We start from the raw sequence: 19883 nt of genomic DNA, 5'->3' as shown, positions 1-19883 counted from the left end.
CACTTTAAAACTCTTAGGTGCGACTTTGAACATGGATGATTTCTCTTTCCTATACAATATTAATTCCGGTCACGAAGAGCCTTTATAAGCTCCTTTTTACTCATCTCGCTCCTCCCTTCTATTCCTACCTCTTTGGCTTTTTGATAGAGCTCTTCTTTGGTCCTTTCTTCATACTTATCGGCGCGGCCTCCTTTCTTTCCAGATTTCGGGTCATTTGCAATTCGAGCTGCTTTTTCCTTGCTCATTCCCTTATCACGCAATTCTTCATATTGCTCATCATTTTTAATCTGTGGCCCATGATCTTTACTCATAATTCCTGTTTTATGGTTATCCTCTTAAAGCTACGATTTAGGCCAGATACTTTAAAAAATAAAGGACCGATTAACTGGTTTTTAACGCCAGAATTCATCTTTATTAAGTCTTCATTATGAATAAAAAGGATCTATAAGAATTTTTCTTAAATGAGTTAATTAATAATTAATTTAGACACATGAGCATTTTATGATAATAAGGGGTTAAATAAGTTAAAATCCTATTGAATTATGTACTTGTATTATAAATTTAATTTTCCAAAAAATTCACTAACGCAAAATTGAAAAGTAGGGGGGAATGTATGCGTTTACATGAGAAAAAAAGGACCATTGAATATCTGGAGAAATTAAGAGTAATGAATTATAAGAGCGCATTTATATATAAAATCGCGTTCGATAAAGAGGATCGGCTGATCTTAAAAAACTTTTATCGCAAACTACACCAGCAAAAGCAAAAGTTCCTTAAAGATATCGATGAAAAGATCGAGCAGGTAAAGATTGAGATTTCACCTATAAAGGATCCTAAGCTTCTGGCATTTTATAAACGCCAGCGTTGCGAGTTATCCCAATTATATCTGAAGTACAAAATGAAACACACATATGCGAGGGCATATAAAAGGGAAGTAAAGAGTTTTAAAAAATATCATAAATATCTTTCCAGAATAAATCACGCCCGCGTAAGAGAGGTATTACTGGCACACAAACATAAGGTAAAGACAAACCTTAGTGAAATGAATAATACAGGAGTGATGAAATTTCCTGTAGGATAATAAAAAATCCCCCGCATTGCGGGGGATTCTATTTTTAAGTGTTTAAAGCAAAAATTTACTTCAAAGCTTCTATTTTAGCCTTTACTTCAGCCTCGGTACCTGTAAAAGTATTTTTTTCAGATTTCGTTTCACCATTTTTGGTAGTGATCACTTCAACATGCGCAACCGTTTTATCATTTTCAGAAGACATTTCCACCTTAATTTCTTTGCTATGTTCCTCCCGGTTTTCATACACGGCTGTAGCCTCAGAATCATGAGGAATATCGCCCTCGGTATGTCCACCAAGGATCGGAGCGATCACAAGGCCAATCAGACAGGTAAGCTTTATAAGGATATTCATAGACGGCCCTGAAGTATCTTTGAACGGATCTCCAACCGTATCACCGGTCACCGCCGCTTTGTGAGCATCAGAACCTTTATAGGTCATCTCTCCATTGATCATCACACCAGCTTCAAAAGACTTTTTTGCGTTGTCCCATGCTCCACCGGCATTATTCTGAAAAATAGCCCATAATACACCGCTAACCGTTACACCGGCCATATAACCTCCAAGCATTTCAGCAATTAGCACTTTTTCGTATCCAAAAAGCATTGGAAGGAATGCAATAAGAATAGGGAAACCTATTGTTATTACTCCAGGTAATAACATCTCTCTTAAAGCTGCCTGAGTAGAGATCTCCACACATTTATCATACTGCGGTTTTCCTGTTCCTTCCATGATTCCCGGAATATCCTTGAACTGTCTTCTCACTTCGCGAACCATTTGCATCGCAGCTCTACCCACAGAACTCATTGCAAGGGCTGAGAATACCACCGGCACCATTCCACCAACAAATAACATTGCAAGTACCGGTGCTTTAAAGATGTTAATCCCATCTATTCCAGTAAAAGTCACGTAGGCCGCAAAAAGGGCCAGCGAGGTAAGCGCCGCTGAAGCGATCGCAAATCCCTTACCGGTAGCTGCGGTCGTGTTTCCTACCGAATCAAGAATATCGGTTCTTTCTCTAACTTCCGGTGGCAGTTCACTCATTTCAGCAATTCCACCAGCATTATCGGCAATAGGTCCAAACGCGTCAATAGCAAGCTGCATAGCCGTTGTGGCCATCATGGCCGAAGCTGAAAGTGCCACCCCGTAGAAACCTGCGAATGCATAGGAAGCCCAGATGGCTATGGCAAATAATAGAATTGAATAAAAAGTTGAGATCATCCCGGTAGAAAGACCGGCAATTATATTTGTGGCAGCTCCCGTACTGGAGTTTTGAACGATGCCCAGAACAGGCTTTTTACCAAGTCCAGTATAGTATTCGGTCACCGCAGATATTACACCTCCAACGATAATACCTACAAGCGTGGCATAAAACACTCTTATAGCTTCGATTTCTTTAAATTCGAAACCGGCCTCCCCGCCTGTAAAAAAGCCCATGGTCATCGCTTCTTTAGGAAGCATCCAGGTTACCAGAAAATAACTGGCTACAGCCACTAAAAAGATAGAGAACCAGTTACCAATATTAAGAGCTTTCTGAACCTCAGCTTCTTTAGCGTCGTTTGATTTTATTCTTACAAGTAAGGTTCCTATGATGGAAATGATAACCCCTGCCCCGGCAATAGCCATAGGTAATAGGATTGGACCGATTCCATTAAAACCTGATGAAGTGATATCGCCTCCCATATCTTCTATGATATAGTTACCCAGAACCATCGCGGCAAGCACAGTTGCCACATAACTTCCAAAAAGGTCGGCGCCCATCCCCGCAACGTCACCAACATTATCACCAACGTTATCGGCAATAGTGGCGGGGTTACGCGGATCATCTTCAGGTATCCCGGCTTCAACTTTACCTACAAGATCAGCACCCACATCGGCCGCCTTTGTATAAATACCTCCTCCTACACGGGCAAAAAGAGCAATAGATTCGGCCCCAAGGGAGAATCCGGCAAGGGTTTCAAGAACAATGGTCATTTGCTCTGTATTCGTCCACTCACCTCCCATAAAATAATTAAAGAAGAGAATAAAAAAACCGGTTAGACCTAAAACCGCAAGACCTGCAACACCAAGTCCCATAACGGTTCCACCACCAAAGGAAATATTAAGCGCTTTTGGCAGACTTGTTCGGGCAGCCTGGGTTGTTCTTACATTTGACTGGGTTGCGATTCGCATTCCCATATTTCCGGCAAGAGCCGAGAAGAATGCCCCGAAAATAAAGGCAACAATAATTAGATAATGAGTAGTTGGAACAAAATAAGCGATCGCCGCAAGAGCGATACTCGCACCGATCACGAAAAATGTCAATAATTTATATTCTGCTTTTAAAAAGGCGAGCGCGCCTTCATAGATATGCGATGAAATATCTTTCATTTTTCCGTCACCGGCATCCTGTTTCATCACCCAGGATCTTTTGACCCACATAAAAATGAGTCCGATTATTGCCAGAACAGCAGGCATATAAATCATTATTGCTTCCATATTAGCTAGGTTAATTATGTTAATAAATTATTAATGCCCGCTAATGTAGTAAAATCGGCAATAATTAAAAAAGCAATAACTTTTTAAGGTTATTGCTTTTAGAGTATTAAAATATTCTGGTAAAAATTCCGATTATATACCGAACCGGGATTTATCTCCTTCAAAGTTCTCAAAGCGCTCTACACACTGTCTAATGATCTCTTTAGCCTCACCGGCATCACCAAAATCTCCGGTATCAACTTTCTTTCTTTCAAGATCCTTATATACCTTAAAGAAATGCTCAATTTCCTTAAGCATGTGACCGTTAAGCTCCTTCAGGTCGTTAAGCCTGTTCCAGATAGGATCGGAAACCGGGACACAGATGATCTTTTCATCAGGTCCTTTTTCATCGGCCATATGAAAAACCCCAATTGGTTTTACTTCCATCACTATTCCCGGGAATGTAGGCTCTGATACCAACACAAGTACATCCAGCGGGTCTTCATCAAGCGCAAGTGTATTTGGAATAAAACCATAATCTGCAGGATACATCATCGAAGAGAAGATCATCCTGTCGTAACGAACTTTCTTTAGTTTAAAATCGTATTCGTATTTATTTCTACTCCCTTTTGGGATTTCGATCATTACATCAAAAGTCTCAGACATTTTTCTTTATTTACAACATTAATTTTAGGGCTGCAAAGATAGTGAATTTCAACCTTTAAATTCCTTAACTAAAAGTGAAATCCGAAATCGGCGATAATGGCGAAGGACCTTGCATCGGGATTCTGAAAATAATTCCCCCTGAAGTGAGCCTCGATCTGTAAAATTTTAAGAATATTTCCTATACCAAAATAATATTCATAATAGGGATCGGAATCGGGAGCTCGCAGCTGAATTCCTGAGGCATCCAGCTTTTTGCTTTCTTCCGATATATCCCCCCATACTGCACTAATCCCTACCAGCTCCCTTAAATTGAGTTCTCTGAGCAACGGAATTCGGGAAAAGAACCTGCCATTAAAATTATGGTGAAAATGTGCCGAAACATACGAATCGGTCACAAATTCATAATAATCCAGCGTGGGAAATGTATTGTAAATACCAAAATAGGTCTGGTTTCCAGGTACTACACTCAATAATCCCAGGGGTACCGGGTCGAAGGTCTTGCCCGATTCAATGCTCAGATTGGATCTCCCTAACCCCCCAATTAGCAAAGGCTGATTATAAAAGAACTGTAATTTCTTATAATTGAAATCACTATTAAAAACATCTTTTACGCCTAAACTGTAATTCAGAAAAAAGGTAGGAAAGTCTTCCTCGTTAACCACATTAGGCTCCACTCCATAGCCTGAAACCTTTCTGCCCGGGGTAAAAGTGAGAATGGTGGAAAGCTCCGTTTGATTGATCTCAGTGTCGGTAACCGTTCTCTCTTCATCTACATAATAATCCAGACTAAAGCCCGGAGAAGCGGGACTTATCTCCCTGTAATTTGCACCAACCCTGAAAGTAAGGTTTTTAACCGGCTCCATAGAAATGGAGAATGTACTGAGGTTGATAGAGCTCAATTTATCATTATCACCAACATTAATGAGCGATGAAGAAGCAAGACTGCGACCAAGCACATCGGTGGAATTTGTAAGACTGGTCCCAAGTTGTTCCACATCCCTCCGGTTTCCTCCCGAAATTATAAGCCTGGACTTAGGATCTATCAATACCTTCCCTGAAATACCATATTTGAATTTATCATCCTTAAATCCGTAAGCTCCGTAGCCCTCGATCCTCCATGGATCGTTTTGTCCAAAATATGTCCTTCCGCCAAATCTCACCCGCATGCCTTCCACATCATTGAATCCGAAGGTGGAATATACAGGACCGTAATCCCATCCATCAAATTCCACATAACCAGATTCTGCAATGGTCGCGATATCATAGATTCTTTTGAAAGCCCTAGTTTTGGTTAAACTATCCAGCATTACATAGATACCCTGCTCATCCTTATTGAGTTCTTCAAGCCGATTAGCCTCCCAGAATTCCTCGCTTCTATCATAAACCTGGGGGCGGGGATCATATACCTGTTGCTGGTAAAATGATTCCGGCTTTTCTTTATTGAATTCGTATTCATCAAAAAGCATCGTTCTTTTGGCATAGACTCCCCTGGAACCTTTCTTTTTAGTAAGCCCAAAATCGGCCATAAAGAAATCACGGGTGATAAGGAAAATCGAATCATTCAGCACTTCATAATCCTGTTCTATATACACTTGTTTTACCCAGTTGATATTGGCATCACGTGATGACTCCAGATTGATATGTTTTACGGCCCAGGTAGTATCGTTCACCCAGAAATTTCCTCTAAAAGTTAGTTCATTCTCACGGCGGGGATAATAGATAATATTATAGCACCATTTATTATCTACATAAGCACTGTCTGAAAGTATATAATTATAAGTATCGATTCCCGTGGTCGAAATTGGGTTTACAAAACTTTTATCGAAGAATTTGATATAGGTTTTATAAATATCGTAGTCATCATAGATATCCTTTACCGCATCAATCAGATTGCGATTCTGACTAAAACCAGAATTCTTGTTTCCTATGAGAACTTCTTTATTTCTTCCTAATTCATTATCACCATAGATCCTCGAGACCGATTCATTAATGAACACCGGTAAATAGGTCTTCCCCGTAACATTATTGGTATCGGCATAATTAAAGATAAATTCCATCCCGTTGAAGATCCGGTTATTAATAACCGCGCTGTCTATGGTATTAAGATCGAATTCAAGTTTTTCATATTCCTTATATGAATATTGCTTAAAGGCCTTCACTCCATTCTTTCTCCTGTTTGCCCATACTTTTTTCAGAATATCAATTGCGGGGTTATTCTTTTTGGAGGTCTTGCCGCGGTAGACAAAAACTTCATCAAGACTTGAGGCCTCCTCCTCAAGGATAATTTCCAGATCAAGATTTACTGAAGATTCCAGGGGAACCCTCTGTGTCTTGTATCCCAGAAATGAAACCACTATGGCTTCATAGTCATTATCTGACTGCAAATAGAACTCGCCTATTTCATTGGTAGTGGTTCCTGAAGAAGAGTTTTCAAAGATCACATTGGCGAAAGGAACCGTTTTGCCGCTATTATCAATAACCCGTCCACCAACCTTGGTTTGGGCATGAACAAGGTTCAAGCAAAAGCTTAAAAGAAGAAATAAAGAGAAACGCCTGTTCATATATGGATAAAAAAAAACTTCACCATAAAGATGAAGTTTCAAATATAAGTTGAATAGTCTTACTTGTACATTACCTTTTTAACAGCTTTAACAACATCATCGCTGTTTGGCAACCATTCCTTCAGAAGAACCGGAGAATATGGCGCCGGGGTATCGGCCGTATTAAGTTTTACAATTGGAGCGTCCAGGTAATCGAATGCTTTTGACTGAACCTGATAGGTGATTTCAGTAGCTACATTTCCGAATGGCCATGCTTCTTCCAGAATTACCAGACGATTCGTCTTTTTCACAGATTCCAGGATGGTATCATGATCCATCGGACGAATGGTTCTAAGGTCTATGATCTCACAGGAGATATCTTCTTCCGCAAGTTGATCTGCAGCCTTGTATGCTTCCTTAATGATCTTTCCAAAAGATACGATGGTTACATCATCCCCTTCTCTTTTTATATCGGCTTTTCCAATTTCGATCACGTATTCATCTTCAGGAACCTCACCTTTATCCCCATACATTTGCTCACTTTCCATAAAGATCACCGGATCGTCATCACGGATCGCTGCTTTAAGCAGGCCTTTTGCATCATAAGGATTTGAAGGCACTATCACTTTTAATCCAGGGGTATTCGCAAACCAGCTTTCAAAGGCCTGAGAGTGAGTTGCTCCTAACTGACCCGCGGAAGCTGTAGGTCCACGAAATACAATAGGAATATTAAACTGCCCTCCGCTCATCTGCCTCATTTTAGCAGCATTGTTAATTATCTGGTCAATTCCAACCAGAGAGAAATTGAAGGTCATGAATTCAATGATTGGCCTGTTACCATTCATAGCTGACCCAACACCTATACCTGCAAAACCAAGTTCAGCGATTGGAGTATCTATAACGCGTTCCGGACCGAATTCGTCTAACATCCCTTTAGAAGCCTTATATGCACCGTTATACTCGGCTACCTCTTCTCCCATTAAATAGATGCTTTCGTCACGACGCATTTCTTCGCTCATAGCTTCGGCAACAGCCTCTCTAAATTGAATTGTCCTCATTATGTATTATGTTATTTTTTATTCCTGCAAGGCAAAAATAGTAATTCAATAAGGTAAAAACCATATTTGCCGATTAAAATTTTCCCAACTGCCAAAGAACTAAGGGGGCCCGCGACGTATCAGGATAAATTATACATTCAAATGTTCGCACTATTAATAATAAATTAAAGAGATAATCCGCTAAGAATCATATTAAAACTCAATTGGGGAACAATGTAAAATTTATTATGCATGCATAGCTTTTTTTGACTAAAATTACTTACCTTCGTCAGCGAAATCGTTTTATTAAAAAAAGAACTTTATATATGAAAATCTTAGTATGTATTAGTCATGTGCCTGACACTACATCAAAAATCAATTTCACCGACGGGGATAGCAAATTTGATACTAACGGAGTTCAATTTGTAATTAACCCAAACGATGAATTTGGTCTTACCAGAGCAATGTGGTTCAAGGAAAAACAAGGCGCAAGCGTAGATGTTGTAAATGTTGGTGGTGCTGAAACCGAGCCTACCCTTAGAAAAGCTCTGGCCATAGGTGCCGACAGTGCTATTCGAGTGAACGCTCAACCAACAGATGGTTTCCAGGTTTCAAAGGAACTTGCGAAAATAGTTAAAGAAGGAAGCTACGATCTTGTAATCGCCGGCAGAGAGTCTATTGATTATAACGGAGGAATGGTTCCTGGGATGCTTGCAGGGCTTATAGATGCTAATTTTGTAAACAACTGTATAAGCCTTGAAGTTGAAGGAGACAAGGCAACAGCCATTCGTGAGATAGATGGCGGAAAGGAAACCTTAACTTCCTCACTTCCTCTTGTAATTGGCGGACAGAAAGGACTGGTAGAAGAAAGCGATCTTCGCATACCAAATATGAGAGGGATCATGCAGGCCCGTAAAAAGCCGTTGAACGTGGTTGAGCCATCTGAGACCACTCCCAAAACTGAAGCGGTGAAATTTGAAAAACCTGCTCCAAAAGGAGAGGTTAAGTTAGTGGATCCAGAAAATCTTGATGAACTCATAGACCTGCTTCATAACGAGGCTAAGGTTATTTAAGTAATTAAGAACAAGGCTCATTAAATTTCAAACCTAAAATCAGAAGAAAAATGTCAGTTTTAGTATATATAGAATCAGAAGAAGGAAAATTTAAAAAAGCTTCGTATGAAGTGGCTTCATATGCGAAAGGAGTTGCAGAAATGCTGGGAACCAGTGTGACCGCGATCACTTTCAATGCTGAAGACATCTCTGAACTGGGAACTTACGGAGTGGATAAAGTGCTTAAAGTGAGCAATGATAAACTTTCAAACTTCAATGCTGAAGCATATGCCGATGCTATTAAACAGGCAGCAGAGAAAGAAGGTAGCAAAGTAGTTGTTCTAAGCCAGAGCGCAGACAGTAAATACCTTGCTCCTCTTTTAGCCGTTCAGCTTGAAGCAGGTTATGCTTCCAATGTAGTAGCCTTACCAGAAAGCGCCGATCCCTTTACTGTAAAAAGAAACGCGTTTACCAATAAGGCCTTTAACTTCACCAAGATCAATACCGATGTTAAGATCTTAGGATTGGCGAAGAATGCTTTCGGACTTAAGGAAACTCAGGGAGATGCGGCAGCGGAAGACTTCAGCCCTCAGCTGTCTGATGAAGACTTTTCAGTTAATGTTGAATCTGTGGACAAGGCCACCAATAAGGTGACCATTGCAGATGCCGAAGTAGTGGTTTCAGGAGGTCGAGGATTAAAGGGACCTGAAAACTGGGGAATGATCGAAGAAATGGCCGAAATTCTTGGTGCTGCCACCGCATGCTCCAAGCCGGTTAGCGACATGGGCTGGAGACCTCACAGCGAACACGTTGGCCAGACCGGAAAACCAGTTGCCTCCAATCTTTATATCGCTGTTGGTATTTCAGGAGCTATTCAGCACCTGGCGGGTATCAATGCGGCAAAAACAAAAGTTGTGATCAACAACGACCCGGAAGCCCCGTTTTTTAAGGCGGCAGACTACGGGGTGGTTGGAGATGCCTTTGAGGTTGTGCCTAAACTGAATGAAAAATTGAGGGAATTTAAAGAGAAAAACGCATAATTTTCATAAATTGTGCCCCATAAAAGGGCTGTCTAAATCTGGCGAATTGTCCTTATTTAGACAGCCTTTTTAACTTATTGTAGTATGAGTTTAGTGCGACTGAATATTAAAGGAATTTCTTATAGTCAAACACAAAACGGTGCTTACGCCTTAATCCTCAACGAAGTAGGAGGCGAAAGAAAGCTGCCAATTGTGATCGGGGCTTTTGAAGCACAATCTATTGCCATTGCCCTGGAGAAAGAGATAAAACCGCCAAGGCCACTTACTCATGACCTGTTCAAGAACTTTTCAGACAGGTTTGAGATTGTGGTAAAACAAGTTATTATACATAAACTGGTAGACGGTGTTTTTTATTCCAGCCTTATTTGCGAAAGAGATGGAATTGAAGAGATCATCGATGCCCGAACCAGTGATGCCATTGCACTGGCTCTAAGATTCAATGCGCCAATATTCACCTATAAAAATATTCTTGACAAGGCCGGTATCTATCTGAAGGCCGAAGAAAAACAACGCGAAAAAGAGGAAAAAGAAGAAGAGGACATCATAGAGGAAGAGCTTCTAAAAGAAGAGATCGAAATGAAGTCTGAAGACACCACCGATTATAAAAAAATGTCGCTGGAAGAATTAAAAGAATTACTTTCGCAAGCTGTAAGTCAGGAAGATTATGAAAAAGCGGCCCGAATCAGGGACGAGATTTCTAAAAGAAAATAATTCCCCCCGAAAATGAACAAATTCTGGTGTTGCCTATTGCTGATCCTATTTTCTATTACATCAGCATTCTCTCAAAGTATTTCAAAAAACTGGCAACTTGAACCTCAGGCAGACAGCCTTAGTCAACAGGCTATATTTGGCAATGCTGGAGAAATTAATTTCAAAGAAGGAAGATTTCATTTTTTAAGTGATTCCGGCCAGGACACCCTTGCTTCAGGAGATTATCTTTACCAGAATAAACTTCTGGTTTTATTTTACAATACCCCTAAAGATACTATACAAAACCTTCGAGTAACCGGTCTTAGCGACTCTACCATGACCATCGCCTCCAATAAGTTGGTATTCGATCTAAAGGTGAAAGACCAGTCGGCAGACGAAGTTATCCCTGCAAAGACTGCTAAAACCATGGTCCCGAGCCAGGGAATAACTTCTTCCAGCATTTTTAGAGGTGTCATAGGGATGATACTTCTTATCGTAATAGCCTTTATTTTCAGTAGCAACCGTAAGGCAGTTAACTGGAAGACCGTTGGATTGGGCCTAGCCGCCCAGTTATTGCTGGCAATCGGGGTACTCAAAATCACAATCGTTCAAAAGGTTTTTGAATTCGTTGGAAATATCTTTGTTCTTATTCTTGATTTCACAGCAGCAGGAAGTGAGTTTCTTCTTGGTGGAATGATGGATGTAGACAGTTTCGGATTTATCTTCCTGTTTCAGGTATTACCAACCATCATTTTCTTTTCGGCGCTTACCTCTGTATTGTTCTATATAGGTTTGATACAGATCGTTGTAAAAGGAATGGCCTGGATACTCACCAAATTATTAGGAATTTCGGGGCCTGAAAGTTTAAGTGTTGCCGGGAATATCTTCCTTGGTCAGACTGAAGCTCCTCTTATGATCAAGGCCTATCTGGAAAGAATGACCAGATCTGAGATACTTCTTGTCATGGTAGGCGGAATGGCCACCGTTGCAGGAGGGGTGCTTGCGGCTTACATAGGCTTCCTGGGAGGCGATGATCCAGAAATGCGCCTACAGTTTGCGAAACACCTGCTGGCTGCTTCAGTAATGGCGGCACCGGGGGCCATCGTGGTATCAAAAATATTATATCCGCAGCAGCAATCTGTAAATACCGATGTGGAGGTTTCTTCTGAAAAGATAGGATCAAACATTCTAGACGCCATCGCTAATGGAACTACCGAAGGCCTTAAGCTGGCTGCGAATGTTGCGGCAATGCTTCTAGTTTTCATCGCTTTTATCGCCATGATCAATTACATCCTGGGCTGGATAGGTGGCTGGACATCACTTAACTCTTTAATGGCCGAACACACCCCCTATTCCAAATTCTCCCTGGAATCTATTTTAGGGCTGATATTCGCTCCACTTATGTGGGTGATAGGTGTAGCAAGAGAAGACATGATGCTGATGGGGCAATTGCTGGGAATTAAACTGGCTGCCAGTGAATTTGTTGGTTACGTTCAGCTTGCAGATCTTAAGAATCCCGCCAACGCTTTAAGCCTTACTTACGAGAAATCAGTGATCATGGCTACCTATATGCTTTGCGGCTTTGCGAACTTTGCTTCCATTGGAATCCAGATCGGTGGAATTGGATCTCTTGCTCCCGGGCAGCGAAAGACACTTTCAGAATTCGGAATGAAAGCACTTATTGGGGGAACTCTCGCATCTTTACTTTCTGCAACTATCGCAGGAATGATCATAGGCTAGGTTTTTCAAAAGTTTTTAGAAAACTTTCTAATTTGATTTTCTTTAAGGCAGTAGATAAATTCTAAATTGCCCTGAGCATTTTTTTCAATATTGAAAATGGCTTAAGACTAAGAATTTTTTGTCTTCAGAAAATGGAAGAAAACCGAAATAAATCGTTCTACCGCGGTGAAGAGGCGCAATGGCCTCACCAGATCCCTCCTAAGGGCTGGATTGATATCGCTAAACGTGTTTGGCACGAAATGAAGGCCGATCATGTTCAGATAGTTTCTGCAGGAGTTGCTTTCTATTTCTTCCTGGCCATTTTCCCAACCATTGTAGCTGCTATTTCCATCTATACTCTGGTTATAGATCCTTCACAAATTGAGGAGCAGATCTCCAGGCTTAATCTCATCCTGCCTGAAAGAGCCTTTGGAATGATCAGTGACTTTCTGCATCCGGTTATTCGGCAGTCCAGAAAGGAGATCAGCTGGGGACTTGTAGTGAGTGTTCTTATAAGTATATGGAGTTCCAATAAAGGTACAAATGCTCTTTTCCAGGGAATAAATATTGCCTACGATGAAATAGAGACCCGTAATATTTTCAAAAAAAATCTCATCACTCTTCTTTTTACCCTTTGCGGGCTTGTACTTGGACTTATAAGTCTATTAATCGTGATCTTTTTCCCTCTTTTAATTGATAAACTTGGTCTTCCACAGATGCTTGAAAGAACCCTTACCTGGCTTCGCTGGGTAATACTCGGACTCATCCTAATTACTTCGCTAAGTATAGTTTATAAAATCGCTCCCAACAGGAGAAGTCCCCAGTTTAGGTGGGTGAGCTGGGGAGCTATCCTGGGTACTCTGCTATGGCTTGCGGGTTCAATGCTATTTTCGTGGTATGTGAGTAATTTTGGGAGTTACGACGACCTTTACGGAAGCTTTGCAGCGGTGGCTATCTTAATGCTCTGGCTATTCCTTACCGCTTTTATCGTTCTAATGGGAGCAGAGGTAAATTCTGAAATGGAACATCAAACCAGATATGACACCACCATCGGTGAACAAAGGCCAATGGGAGAACGCAGGGCTTATCATGCCGACAGATGCGCTGTTGACCAGGATTGCGAAGATTAAGTATTTTCGTTGATACTAAGTTGATAACTATTCCCTTTTCCATTCAATTTCAGCCTTCAATTTTTACATGTTTTATTATTTTTATTGGAATTTAATTTTCGAATTTTTCATAGCAAAAAGGCCTTTCCAATGAAACAATATCACGATCTACTGAAGCACGTACTGGAGAATGGAGCACAGAAAGGAGACCGAACACTTACCGGAACAAAAAGCGTTTTTGGTTACCAGATGCGGTTCGACCTGAGCGAAGGTTTTCCTATGGTCACCACCAAAAAACTGCATTTAAAATCCATAATACACGAATTGCTTTGGTTCCTTAAAGGAGATACAAATATTGAATACCTAAAGGAGAATGGTGTTCGTATCTGGAATGAGTGGGCCGATAAGAATGGAGATCTGGGTCCAGTTTATGGCCACCAGTGGAGAAACTGGAACAGCGAAGGCATAGACCAGATCAAGGAAGTGGTAGATACCCTGAAGAACAATCCCAATAGCCGGAGAATGCTGGTGTCGGCCTGGAATCCCTCAGTTTTACCGGATACTTCCGTTTCATTTTCAGAGAATGTAGCCAATGGAAAAGCCGCCCTTCCCCCCTGCCATGCCTTTTTTCAGTTTTATGTGGCTGATGGGAAGTTATCCTGCCAGTTATATCAAAGGAGTGCCGACATTTTCCTTGGCGTTCCGTTCAATATTGCTTCCTATGCTCTTCTTACCATGATGATGGCCCAGGTTTGCGGCTATGAACCAGGAGATTTTATACATACTTTCGGGGACGCGCATATATACAGCAATCATATGGAGCAGGTAGAACTTCAGCTTAGCAGGGAACCAAGGCCACTTCCAAAGATGAAAATCAACCCCGAAGTCAAAGATATTTTTGGATTTAAGTTTGAAGATTTTATTTTAGAGGATTATGATCCGTATCCAGGCATTAAAGCCAAGGTTGCGGTATAGTTTAACCTTTTAAAATTTTCAAAGATTATGAAGAAGTTATTAGTTATCACATGTTTTTTACTTGGTGGTATGGGAATCGCAAATGCACAGCAAACCTCTCCGGTTTGGCCGGGCTGTGAGGATGCCGACAATGTGAAAAAATGTTTTAACCAGAAACTTTCAAAACACGTACAGGAGAATTATGTATATCCAAAAAATGATGCCGGCGAGTATGTTCGCGGAAAAGTGACAATTTCTTTTCAAATAGACGAGAATGGAAAGGTTGTTGTTAATTCTGTGGAAGGAGCCAAACCAGAAGTGAATCAGGCGGCCAAAGAAATGATCCTTAAGATTCCTGAAATGGAACCAGGAACATTGAATGGTGAGCCAGACGCGAGAAATTTTACGGTTCCCTTCAATTTCTAAACCTAAAATATAAAGAATTGTTATGAAAAAGTTTTTGATCATTGCCTTAATGCTAACAGGAATTACCGGTTTCGCCCAGGAAGATGTGGAAGTAAAGGGTAACACAATAACTATTAAGGAAACGGCACCTGTTTGGCCGGGTTGTGAAGACAGTGATGATAAAAAGACCTGCTTCAACAAAATGCTGATGCAGCATATTAAAGAAAATTATAAGTACCCTAAAAACGAAAAGGGAGAATACATTCGTGGAAAGGCCACTATTTCTATGGAAGTTACTGAAAAAGGCAATGTAGTGGTCACAAAAGTTGAAGGCGCTAACCCGAAAGTGAACGCAGCAGCTAAAAAAATGATCATGGCAATCCCGCAAATGACTCCGGGTCATGCTGCCGGAAAGCCAAGGTCGGTTAAATATACCATCCCGCTGACTTTTTAGGCATAAATACATTTAACTTGACCTTAACTACTGATTAGGAAGGTCATTTTTAAAAAATTGTAAATTTGAGTGATACCCAAAAGTATCACTCTTTTTTTATGCTTTCACAACAGGAATTAATCCAACTCTTTCAAGAGACCAGAAAAGATTCTGAACATATATGCTCATTTCTTGAGACCGAAGATTATGTGGTTCAGCCCATCGTGGATGTTTCCCCTCCAAAATGGCATTTAGGCCATACCACCTGGTTCTTTGAAGAGTTTGTGCTAAAAAAATACGCCGACTCCCATAAACTTTTTGATGATAATACGGCCTATGTGTTTAACAGTTACTATGAAAGCGTGGGAGATAAAGTGATACGCACCAACCGCGGAAATCTTTCAAGGCCTACCGTTGCGTGGATATATGATTTCAGGAAATATGTTACCAATGCCATGCTGGAACTCCTTAATTCCCAACAACTGGACGAGCAAGCACTAAGTGTGGTGGAAATTGGATGCCATCATGAAAAACAGCATCAGGAACTTTTATATACAGACATTAAATACATCCTGGGTAACAATCCTCTTTTCCCGAAATATAACGATGAGTTCGAGGAAAACCCCATCCAGGATTTTAAAAGGGAATGGTTAATGGTCCCTGAAGGAGTCTATGAAATTGGCAATAAATCGGATGACTTTTGTTATGACAATGAAAAAGGAGCCCATAAGACGTTCCTTTGTGACTTTGAAGTCTCAAACAAACTTGTCACCAATGCGGAATTCATAGAATTCATAGAAGCCGGTGGTTATAAAGATGTTCTCCTATGGCATGCAGAAGCATGGGACTGGGTAAATGAGAACAATATAAACTCCCCGTTTTACTGGCATAAAATAGATGGGAAGTGGCATCAGTACACCCTGAACGGACTGATAAAGCTGATCCCGGATGCGCCCGTTACCCATATTTCATATTACGAAGCTTTTGCCTATGCACAGTGGAAGGGAATGCGCCTGCCTACAGAACAGGAATGGGAAACCGCTCAACAGTATTTTGAATGGGGAAGCCGATGGGAATGGACTGAAAGTGCCTACTCCCCTTACCCTAATTACACTAAACCCGATGGTGCCCTGGGCGAATACAATGGCAAGTTCATGGTAAATCAAAAAGTTTTACGAGGAGGCTCGGTAGCCACCTCTGCGAAGCATACCAGGCACACTTATAGAAATTTTTTTCATCCACAGCTAAGATGGCAGTTTACAGGCTTCAGGCTGGTAAAATAAATTGAATATCAAATGAAAAACCCAACAGAAACCATGTTTGAATCGGCCTTTGCTGAGGATACCTATAAAGGGCTTACCAGCTATCCTAAATATCTGCTGTCTAAGTATATCTATGATGAGAAGGGTGATAAGCTCTTCCAGAAGATCATGGAAATGCCCGAATACTATCTTACGGCCTGCGAATTTGATATTCTCAGGCTAAATGCGACTGCCATTGCGGAATCCTTCAGCAGTGAAAAAGGATTTGACCTAATAGAACTTGGAGTCGGGGATGGTAAAAAGACCAAGGTACTTTTACAGGAACTGTTAAATAAGGGATATAAATTCGAATACTTGCCCGTAGACATTAGTCAGCATGCTCTTGATGAACTGGAGCTCTCATTAAAAAAAGAGCTTCCACAGGTAAATGTAAAAGTTCAGCAGGGTACTTATTTCAAAACCCTTGAAAAGCTTTCAGAATATAATTCACGTAAAAAAGTGATCCTTGTCCTTGGAAGTAATATTGGCAATCTTTTACATGAAAAAGCCGTGGAGTTCCTGGCCAACATTGCAAAGGCAATGAGTAGGGACGATATGCTGTTCATGGGCTTTGATCAGAAAAAACATCCTCAGGCCATACTCGATGCCTATAACGATCCTGCAGGGATCACAGAAGAGTTCAATAAGAACTTGCTGGTACGTATCAATAATGAATTAGGTGGGAACTTTGACCCTGATAAATTCCTGCACTGGGAAACCTACAATCCTGAAACGGGTACTGCCAAAAGTTTTCTGGTTAGTAAAACTCCGCAAAAGGTGAATATCAAAAAACTGGGACTGGAAGTGAATTTTGATGCCTGGGAGAGTATTCATACCGAGATCTCTCAGAAATATGACGATTCTATTGTGAACTGGCTGGCCGATGAAGCCGGACTGGTAGTGGAACGCTCTTTCAGTGATAAGGAAAACTGCTTTAAAAATTATATATTTAGAAGGAAGTAACCTCTAAATACATCCCATGAAAGCCGTCTGGAATGATACCGTTATTGCTGAAAGTGCTAACACGCTCATCGTTGAAAACAAGCATTATTTTCCCATGGACGATATCGAGAAAGAATATTTCGTAAAAAGCGATCATAATACCCGTTGTCCCTGGAAAGGCAAAGCTTCCTATTTTCACATTGAAGTTGATAGTGAATTCAACCGGAATGCGGCATGGTACTATCCGAAAACAAGTTATGCTGCAAGGCCCATAGAAAATCATGTAGCCTTCTGCAATGAGGTAAAAGTTACCGAATAAAACTCCGGTAACCTTTACCCATTTCTGGTAAAATCGGCCCTTCTCCGATTATACCATTTAACTAAACCACTAAGACAGAGTTTTCTGAAGCTGCATAATCATTCCACTGATAAGCATCAGCTTCCGTTTCATTCACCCATTCACCGTCTACTATATATTTGAACTGATATTCTTTATCTACAGGAAGGTTGAACTGGGCCTTAAAATTACCGTTCTTATATTTTTTTAATTCAGCTGAATTCCAGCCATTAAAATCTCCGGCTACTTCAACTTTGCTTGCATCCTTTGCAGGAACACAAAAAGTTATCTTACACTCAGGCTTAGACTTAAGGTATTGTTTTGTGATAGACATGACTTAATTTTTTATACTAATTCAAGCTCCAAATTAAAATAATATAGAGTTATAAAACAATAAAAATCAGTTAGTTATAGTCATTTTTTCGAATATCAAAAATAATTTGCCAATTATAGGAAGACTTTAAAATACGCAAACGTTATCAGGGATTAAATCTTCAATTTTTCATCAATAAAAGCCTGATAAAATTTTTGAAAATCAGATATTTAGAACCTTAAAAAGGCGTTTAAGATCCTCTTCAGAGTTAAAATAATGCATACTAACCCTTATCCCATTACCTCTTTGTGAGGTGATGATATCATTTTCTCTTAATCTGGCAAAAAGCCTGTCATCACCTTTTATATTGAAAAGAGGGGCAAAATCATTTCGGGTAGCCGTCCACTCCTCCAGGAGCCCGGCAGCGCTGAATCTTTCACGGGCCATATTCTTAAGAAGATCTATTTTCTCCTCTATTGCATCCATTCCCTTTTCCTTAATAAGATCTATGGCCACCTTCAGGCTTCCAAAATTCAGGGTATCATAATGCCCCGGCTCGAACTTCCCGATAAAATTTCCTTCATGCGCCTTATACTTTCCCTGCAACGAACCAAAACCGAGATGTTTGGGAAATATCCTACCCTGTATAGATTCATTGAACAGCATAAAAGCATTTCCGTAACCGCCATTCATCCATTTATAACAGCTGCTTATAGCGATATCGATTCCCGAATCATCAAAATGAAATTCTTCTGTTCCAAAGTACTGAGTGCCATCAGCGATAAGGATAAGATCAGGAAATTTGTCCTTGAGCTTTTTCAGAAAATCAATTCCAAGCTTGACTCCGTTAATATACTGAACAATACTAAAAGCAAAGAAATCTGGCTTTTCCTTCTCTATCTGCTGAAGGATATTGTCTTCAAGATGCCGATCGATTTTTGCATAGACTACCTTAAAATCACGGGATTCTACCGCCCAGTTAATAGAAGGATAATCGTTTTCCAGAAGGAGAAATTTAGAAGGCTTGTCAATACTTTCAAGCACCGAATTGAAGCCATAAGAAAAATTGGGTACCAGTCCCACACGGTTAGGCGCACAATTAAAGAAATCCCCAACGCTCTCCCTAACGCCGGTAAGGATCTCCCCCATTTTCTCCTTAAGCAGGCTTGCCTTAATAAGAAAATCAAGATCGTGTTCCTGGCGAAATTCCCATACCTTTTCCGGCAAAAGACCAGATGCGGCCGTATTTAAATAAGTATACTGTTCAAGGACGGGGAAGCCTTTTCTTAAATTATCCATAAGCTTTAGGGAGTTCTTTTTATAAAATGTAAATTTGATAGTACACTAATGTAATTGTTATTATGTTTTCTAAAAAGAAAAACACTTCCAAAATAGATTACGAACAGCGCGAATTATACGAGAATGCAAGAAAAAGAACTAAAGAAAAAAAGAGGCTTTTTCAGCATTTTGTGATTTTTCTTATCGGAGCTGTTTTTCTGATTGTACTCAATGTAGTTATAGGCTATAAGGAAGATTTCCAACCCCTGGGTTATAACTGGTTCGTGTGGGCGGTACTGATCTGGTTGCTTATTTTCCTGGTTCATTTTTTCAACGTTTTTATAGTAAACAGTTTTATGGGAAAGGACTGGGAAGCAAAGCAGGTAGACAGGCTGGTAAAAAAACAAAAGGAGAAGATCGCCAGGCTGCAGGAACAGGTGGAAAGAGAACACCCATCGCCTATGAAAAAAGACCCGCAGAAACCAATTGAACCCAAGAAAAGAATTGAACCGGAAGATCCGGATACACCGATAAACTCTTAGA

The 19883-nt window shown here is 40.5% G+C and carries 20 protein-coding genes; 13 read left to right on the top strand and 7 right to left on the bottom strand.

What is annotated here, in order from left to right:
- Positions 1–59: 59 nt before the first annotated feature.
- Positions 60–311: a DUF7218 family protein gene (locus NE848_RS06190; protein ID WP_252111524.1), complete on the bottom strand. Its 252-nt coding sequence runs from the start codon at positions 309–311 to the stop codon at positions 60–62.
- Positions 312–592: 281 nt separating this feature from the next.
- On the opposite strand from NE848_RS06190, the gene NE848_RS06185 reads away from it, so the two are divergent.
- The gene (locus NE848_RS06185; protein WP_252111522.1) at positions 593–1081 is read left to right on the top strand and encodes a hypothetical protein; all 489 of its coding nucleotides are present in this window, start codon (positions 593–595) and stop codon (positions 1079–1081) included.
- A 55-nt stretch (positions 1082–1136) separates the two neighbouring features.
- Here the strand turns inward: NE848_RS06185 and NE848_RS06180 are convergent, their stop codons facing one another.
- The 4 genes from NE848_RS06180 to NE848_RS06165 all read right to left on the bottom strand — a co-directional run bounded on the left by NE848_RS06180 (position 1137) and on the right by NE848_RS06165 (position 7788).
- Positions 1137–3545, bottom strand: a complete 2409-nt coding sequence (locus tag NE848_RS06180) for a sodium-translocating pyrophosphatase (protein WP_252111520.1) — start codon at positions 3543–3545, stop codon at positions 1137–1139.
- Between the two features lie 132 nt (positions 3546–3677).
- A complete protein-coding gene (locus NE848_RS06175) occupies positions 3678–4190 on the bottom strand; it encodes an inorganic diphosphatase (protein ID WP_252111518.1) in 513 nt (170 codons plus the stop codon).
- Positions 4191–4258: 68 nt separating this feature from the next.
- Entirely contained in the window at positions 4259–6751 is a 2493-nt protein-coding gene (locus tag NE848_RS06170) for a DUF5686 and carboxypeptidase-like regulatory domain-containing protein (RefSeq protein ID WP_252112115.1), read from the bottom strand.
- 59 nt (positions 6752–6810) lie between these two features.
- Positions 6811–7788: a pyruvate dehydrogenase complex E1 component subunit beta gene (locus NE848_RS06165; RefSeq protein WP_252111516.1), complete on the bottom strand. Its 978-nt coding sequence runs from the start codon at positions 7786–7788 to the stop codon at positions 6811–6813.
- Between the two features lie 305 nt (positions 7789–8093).
- On the opposite strand from NE848_RS06165, the gene NE848_RS06160 reads away from it, so the two are divergent.
- The 11 genes from NE848_RS06160 (at position 8094) to NE848_RS06110 (ending at position 17731) form a co-directional block, all read left to right on the top strand.
- Positions 8094–8840, top strand: coding sequence for an electron transfer flavoprotein subunit beta/FixA family protein (locus NE848_RS06160; protein WP_252111514.1), 747 nt, complete (start codon positions 8094–8096; stop codon positions 8838–8840).
- Between the two features lie 50 nt (positions 8841–8890).
- On the top strand, positions 8891–9859 hold the full coding sequence (locus NE848_RS06155; protein ID WP_252111512.1) for an electron transfer flavoprotein subunit alpha/FixB family protein: 969 nt from the start codon (positions 8891–8893) through the stop codon (positions 9857–9859).
- Positions 9860–9943: 84 nt separating this feature from the next.
- Positions 9944–10570 (top strand): bifunctional nuclease family protein, encoded by a 627-nt coding sequence (locus NE848_RS06150; RefSeq protein WP_252111510.1) that lies wholly within the window; start codon positions 9944–9946, stop codon positions 10568–10570.
- Between the two features lie 12 nt (positions 10571–10582).
- On the top strand, positions 10583–12289 hold the full coding sequence (locus tag NE848_RS06145; protein WP_252111508.1) for a NupC/NupG family nucleoside CNT transporter: 1707 nt from the start codon (positions 10583–10585) through the stop codon (positions 12287–12289).
- A gap of 131 nt (positions 12290–12420) precedes the next feature.
- Positions 12421–13398, top strand: coding sequence for a YihY/virulence factor BrkB family protein (locus NE848_RS06140; protein WP_252111506.1), 978 nt, complete (start codon positions 12421–12423; stop codon positions 13396–13398).
- Positions 13399–13527: 129 nt separating this feature from the next.
- Positions 13528–14352 carry a thymidylate synthase gene (locus tag NE848_RS06135; protein ID WP_252111504.1) on the top strand — a complete coding sequence of 275 codons (825 nt, stop codon included), beginning with the start codon at positions 13528–13530 and terminating at the stop codon, positions 14350–14352.
- 27 nt (positions 14353–14379) lie between these two features.
- Entirely contained in the window at positions 14380–14757 is a 378-nt protein-coding gene (locus NE848_RS06130) for an energy transducer TonB (RefSeq protein ID WP_252111502.1), read from the top strand.
- A gap of 22 nt (positions 14758–14779) precedes the next feature.
- Complete coding sequence (locus NE848_RS06125) at positions 14780–15190, top strand: energy transducer TonB (protein WP_252111500.1); 411 nt, start codon at positions 14780–14782, stop codon at positions 15188–15190.
- A gap of 98 nt (positions 15191–15288) precedes the next feature.
- Positions 15289–16452: an ergothioneine biosynthesis protein EgtB gene (gene egtB, locus NE848_RS06120; RefSeq protein ID WP_252112113.1), complete on the top strand. Its 1164-nt coding sequence runs from the start codon at positions 15289–15291 to the stop codon at positions 16450–16452.
- Between the two features lie 12 nt (positions 16453–16464).
- Positions 16465–17433, top strand: a complete 969-nt coding sequence (locus NE848_RS06115; RefSeq protein ID WP_252111498.1) for an L-histidine N(alpha)-methyltransferase — start codon at positions 16465–16467, stop codon at positions 17431–17433.
- A gap of 16 nt (positions 17434–17449) precedes the next feature.
- Positions 17450–17731 (top strand): DUF427 domain-containing protein, encoded by a 282-nt coding sequence (locus NE848_RS06110; protein ID WP_252111496.1) that lies wholly within the window; start codon positions 17450–17452, stop codon positions 17729–17731.
- Between the two features lie 61 nt (positions 17732–17792).
- On the opposite strand, the gene NE848_RS06105 is transcribed toward NE848_RS06110, so the two are convergent.
- Together NE848_RS06105 and NE848_RS06100 are read right to left on the bottom strand one after the other, a co-directional pair.
- Complete coding sequence (locus NE848_RS06105; RefSeq protein ID WP_252111494.1) at positions 17793–18083, bottom strand: isoamylase early set domain-containing protein; 291 nt, start codon at positions 18081–18083, stop codon at positions 17793–17795.
- 201 nt (positions 18084–18284) lie between these two features.
- Positions 18285–19361, bottom strand: coding sequence for an aminotransferase class V-fold PLP-dependent enzyme (locus tag NE848_RS06100; protein WP_252111492.1), 1077 nt, complete (start codon positions 19359–19361; stop codon positions 18285–18287).
- A 62-nt stretch (positions 19362–19423) separates the two neighbouring features.
- On the opposite strand from NE848_RS06100, the gene NE848_RS06095 reads away from it, so the two are divergent.
- A complete protein-coding gene (locus tag NE848_RS06095; protein ID WP_252111489.1) occupies positions 19424–19882 on the top strand; it encodes a 2TM domain-containing protein in 459 nt (152 codons plus the stop codon).
- The last annotated feature ends 1 nt before the right edge of the window (position 19883 follow it).

The organism is Gramella jeungdoensis (assembly GCF_023805255.1).
Lineage (GTDB): Bacteria > Bacteroidota > Bacteroidia > Flavobacteriales > Flavobacteriaceae > Christiangramia > Christiangramia jeungdoensis.
The sequence above is the reverse complement of the archived record's forward strand: the minus strand, read 5'-3'. Positions and strand labels throughout refer to the sequence as shown.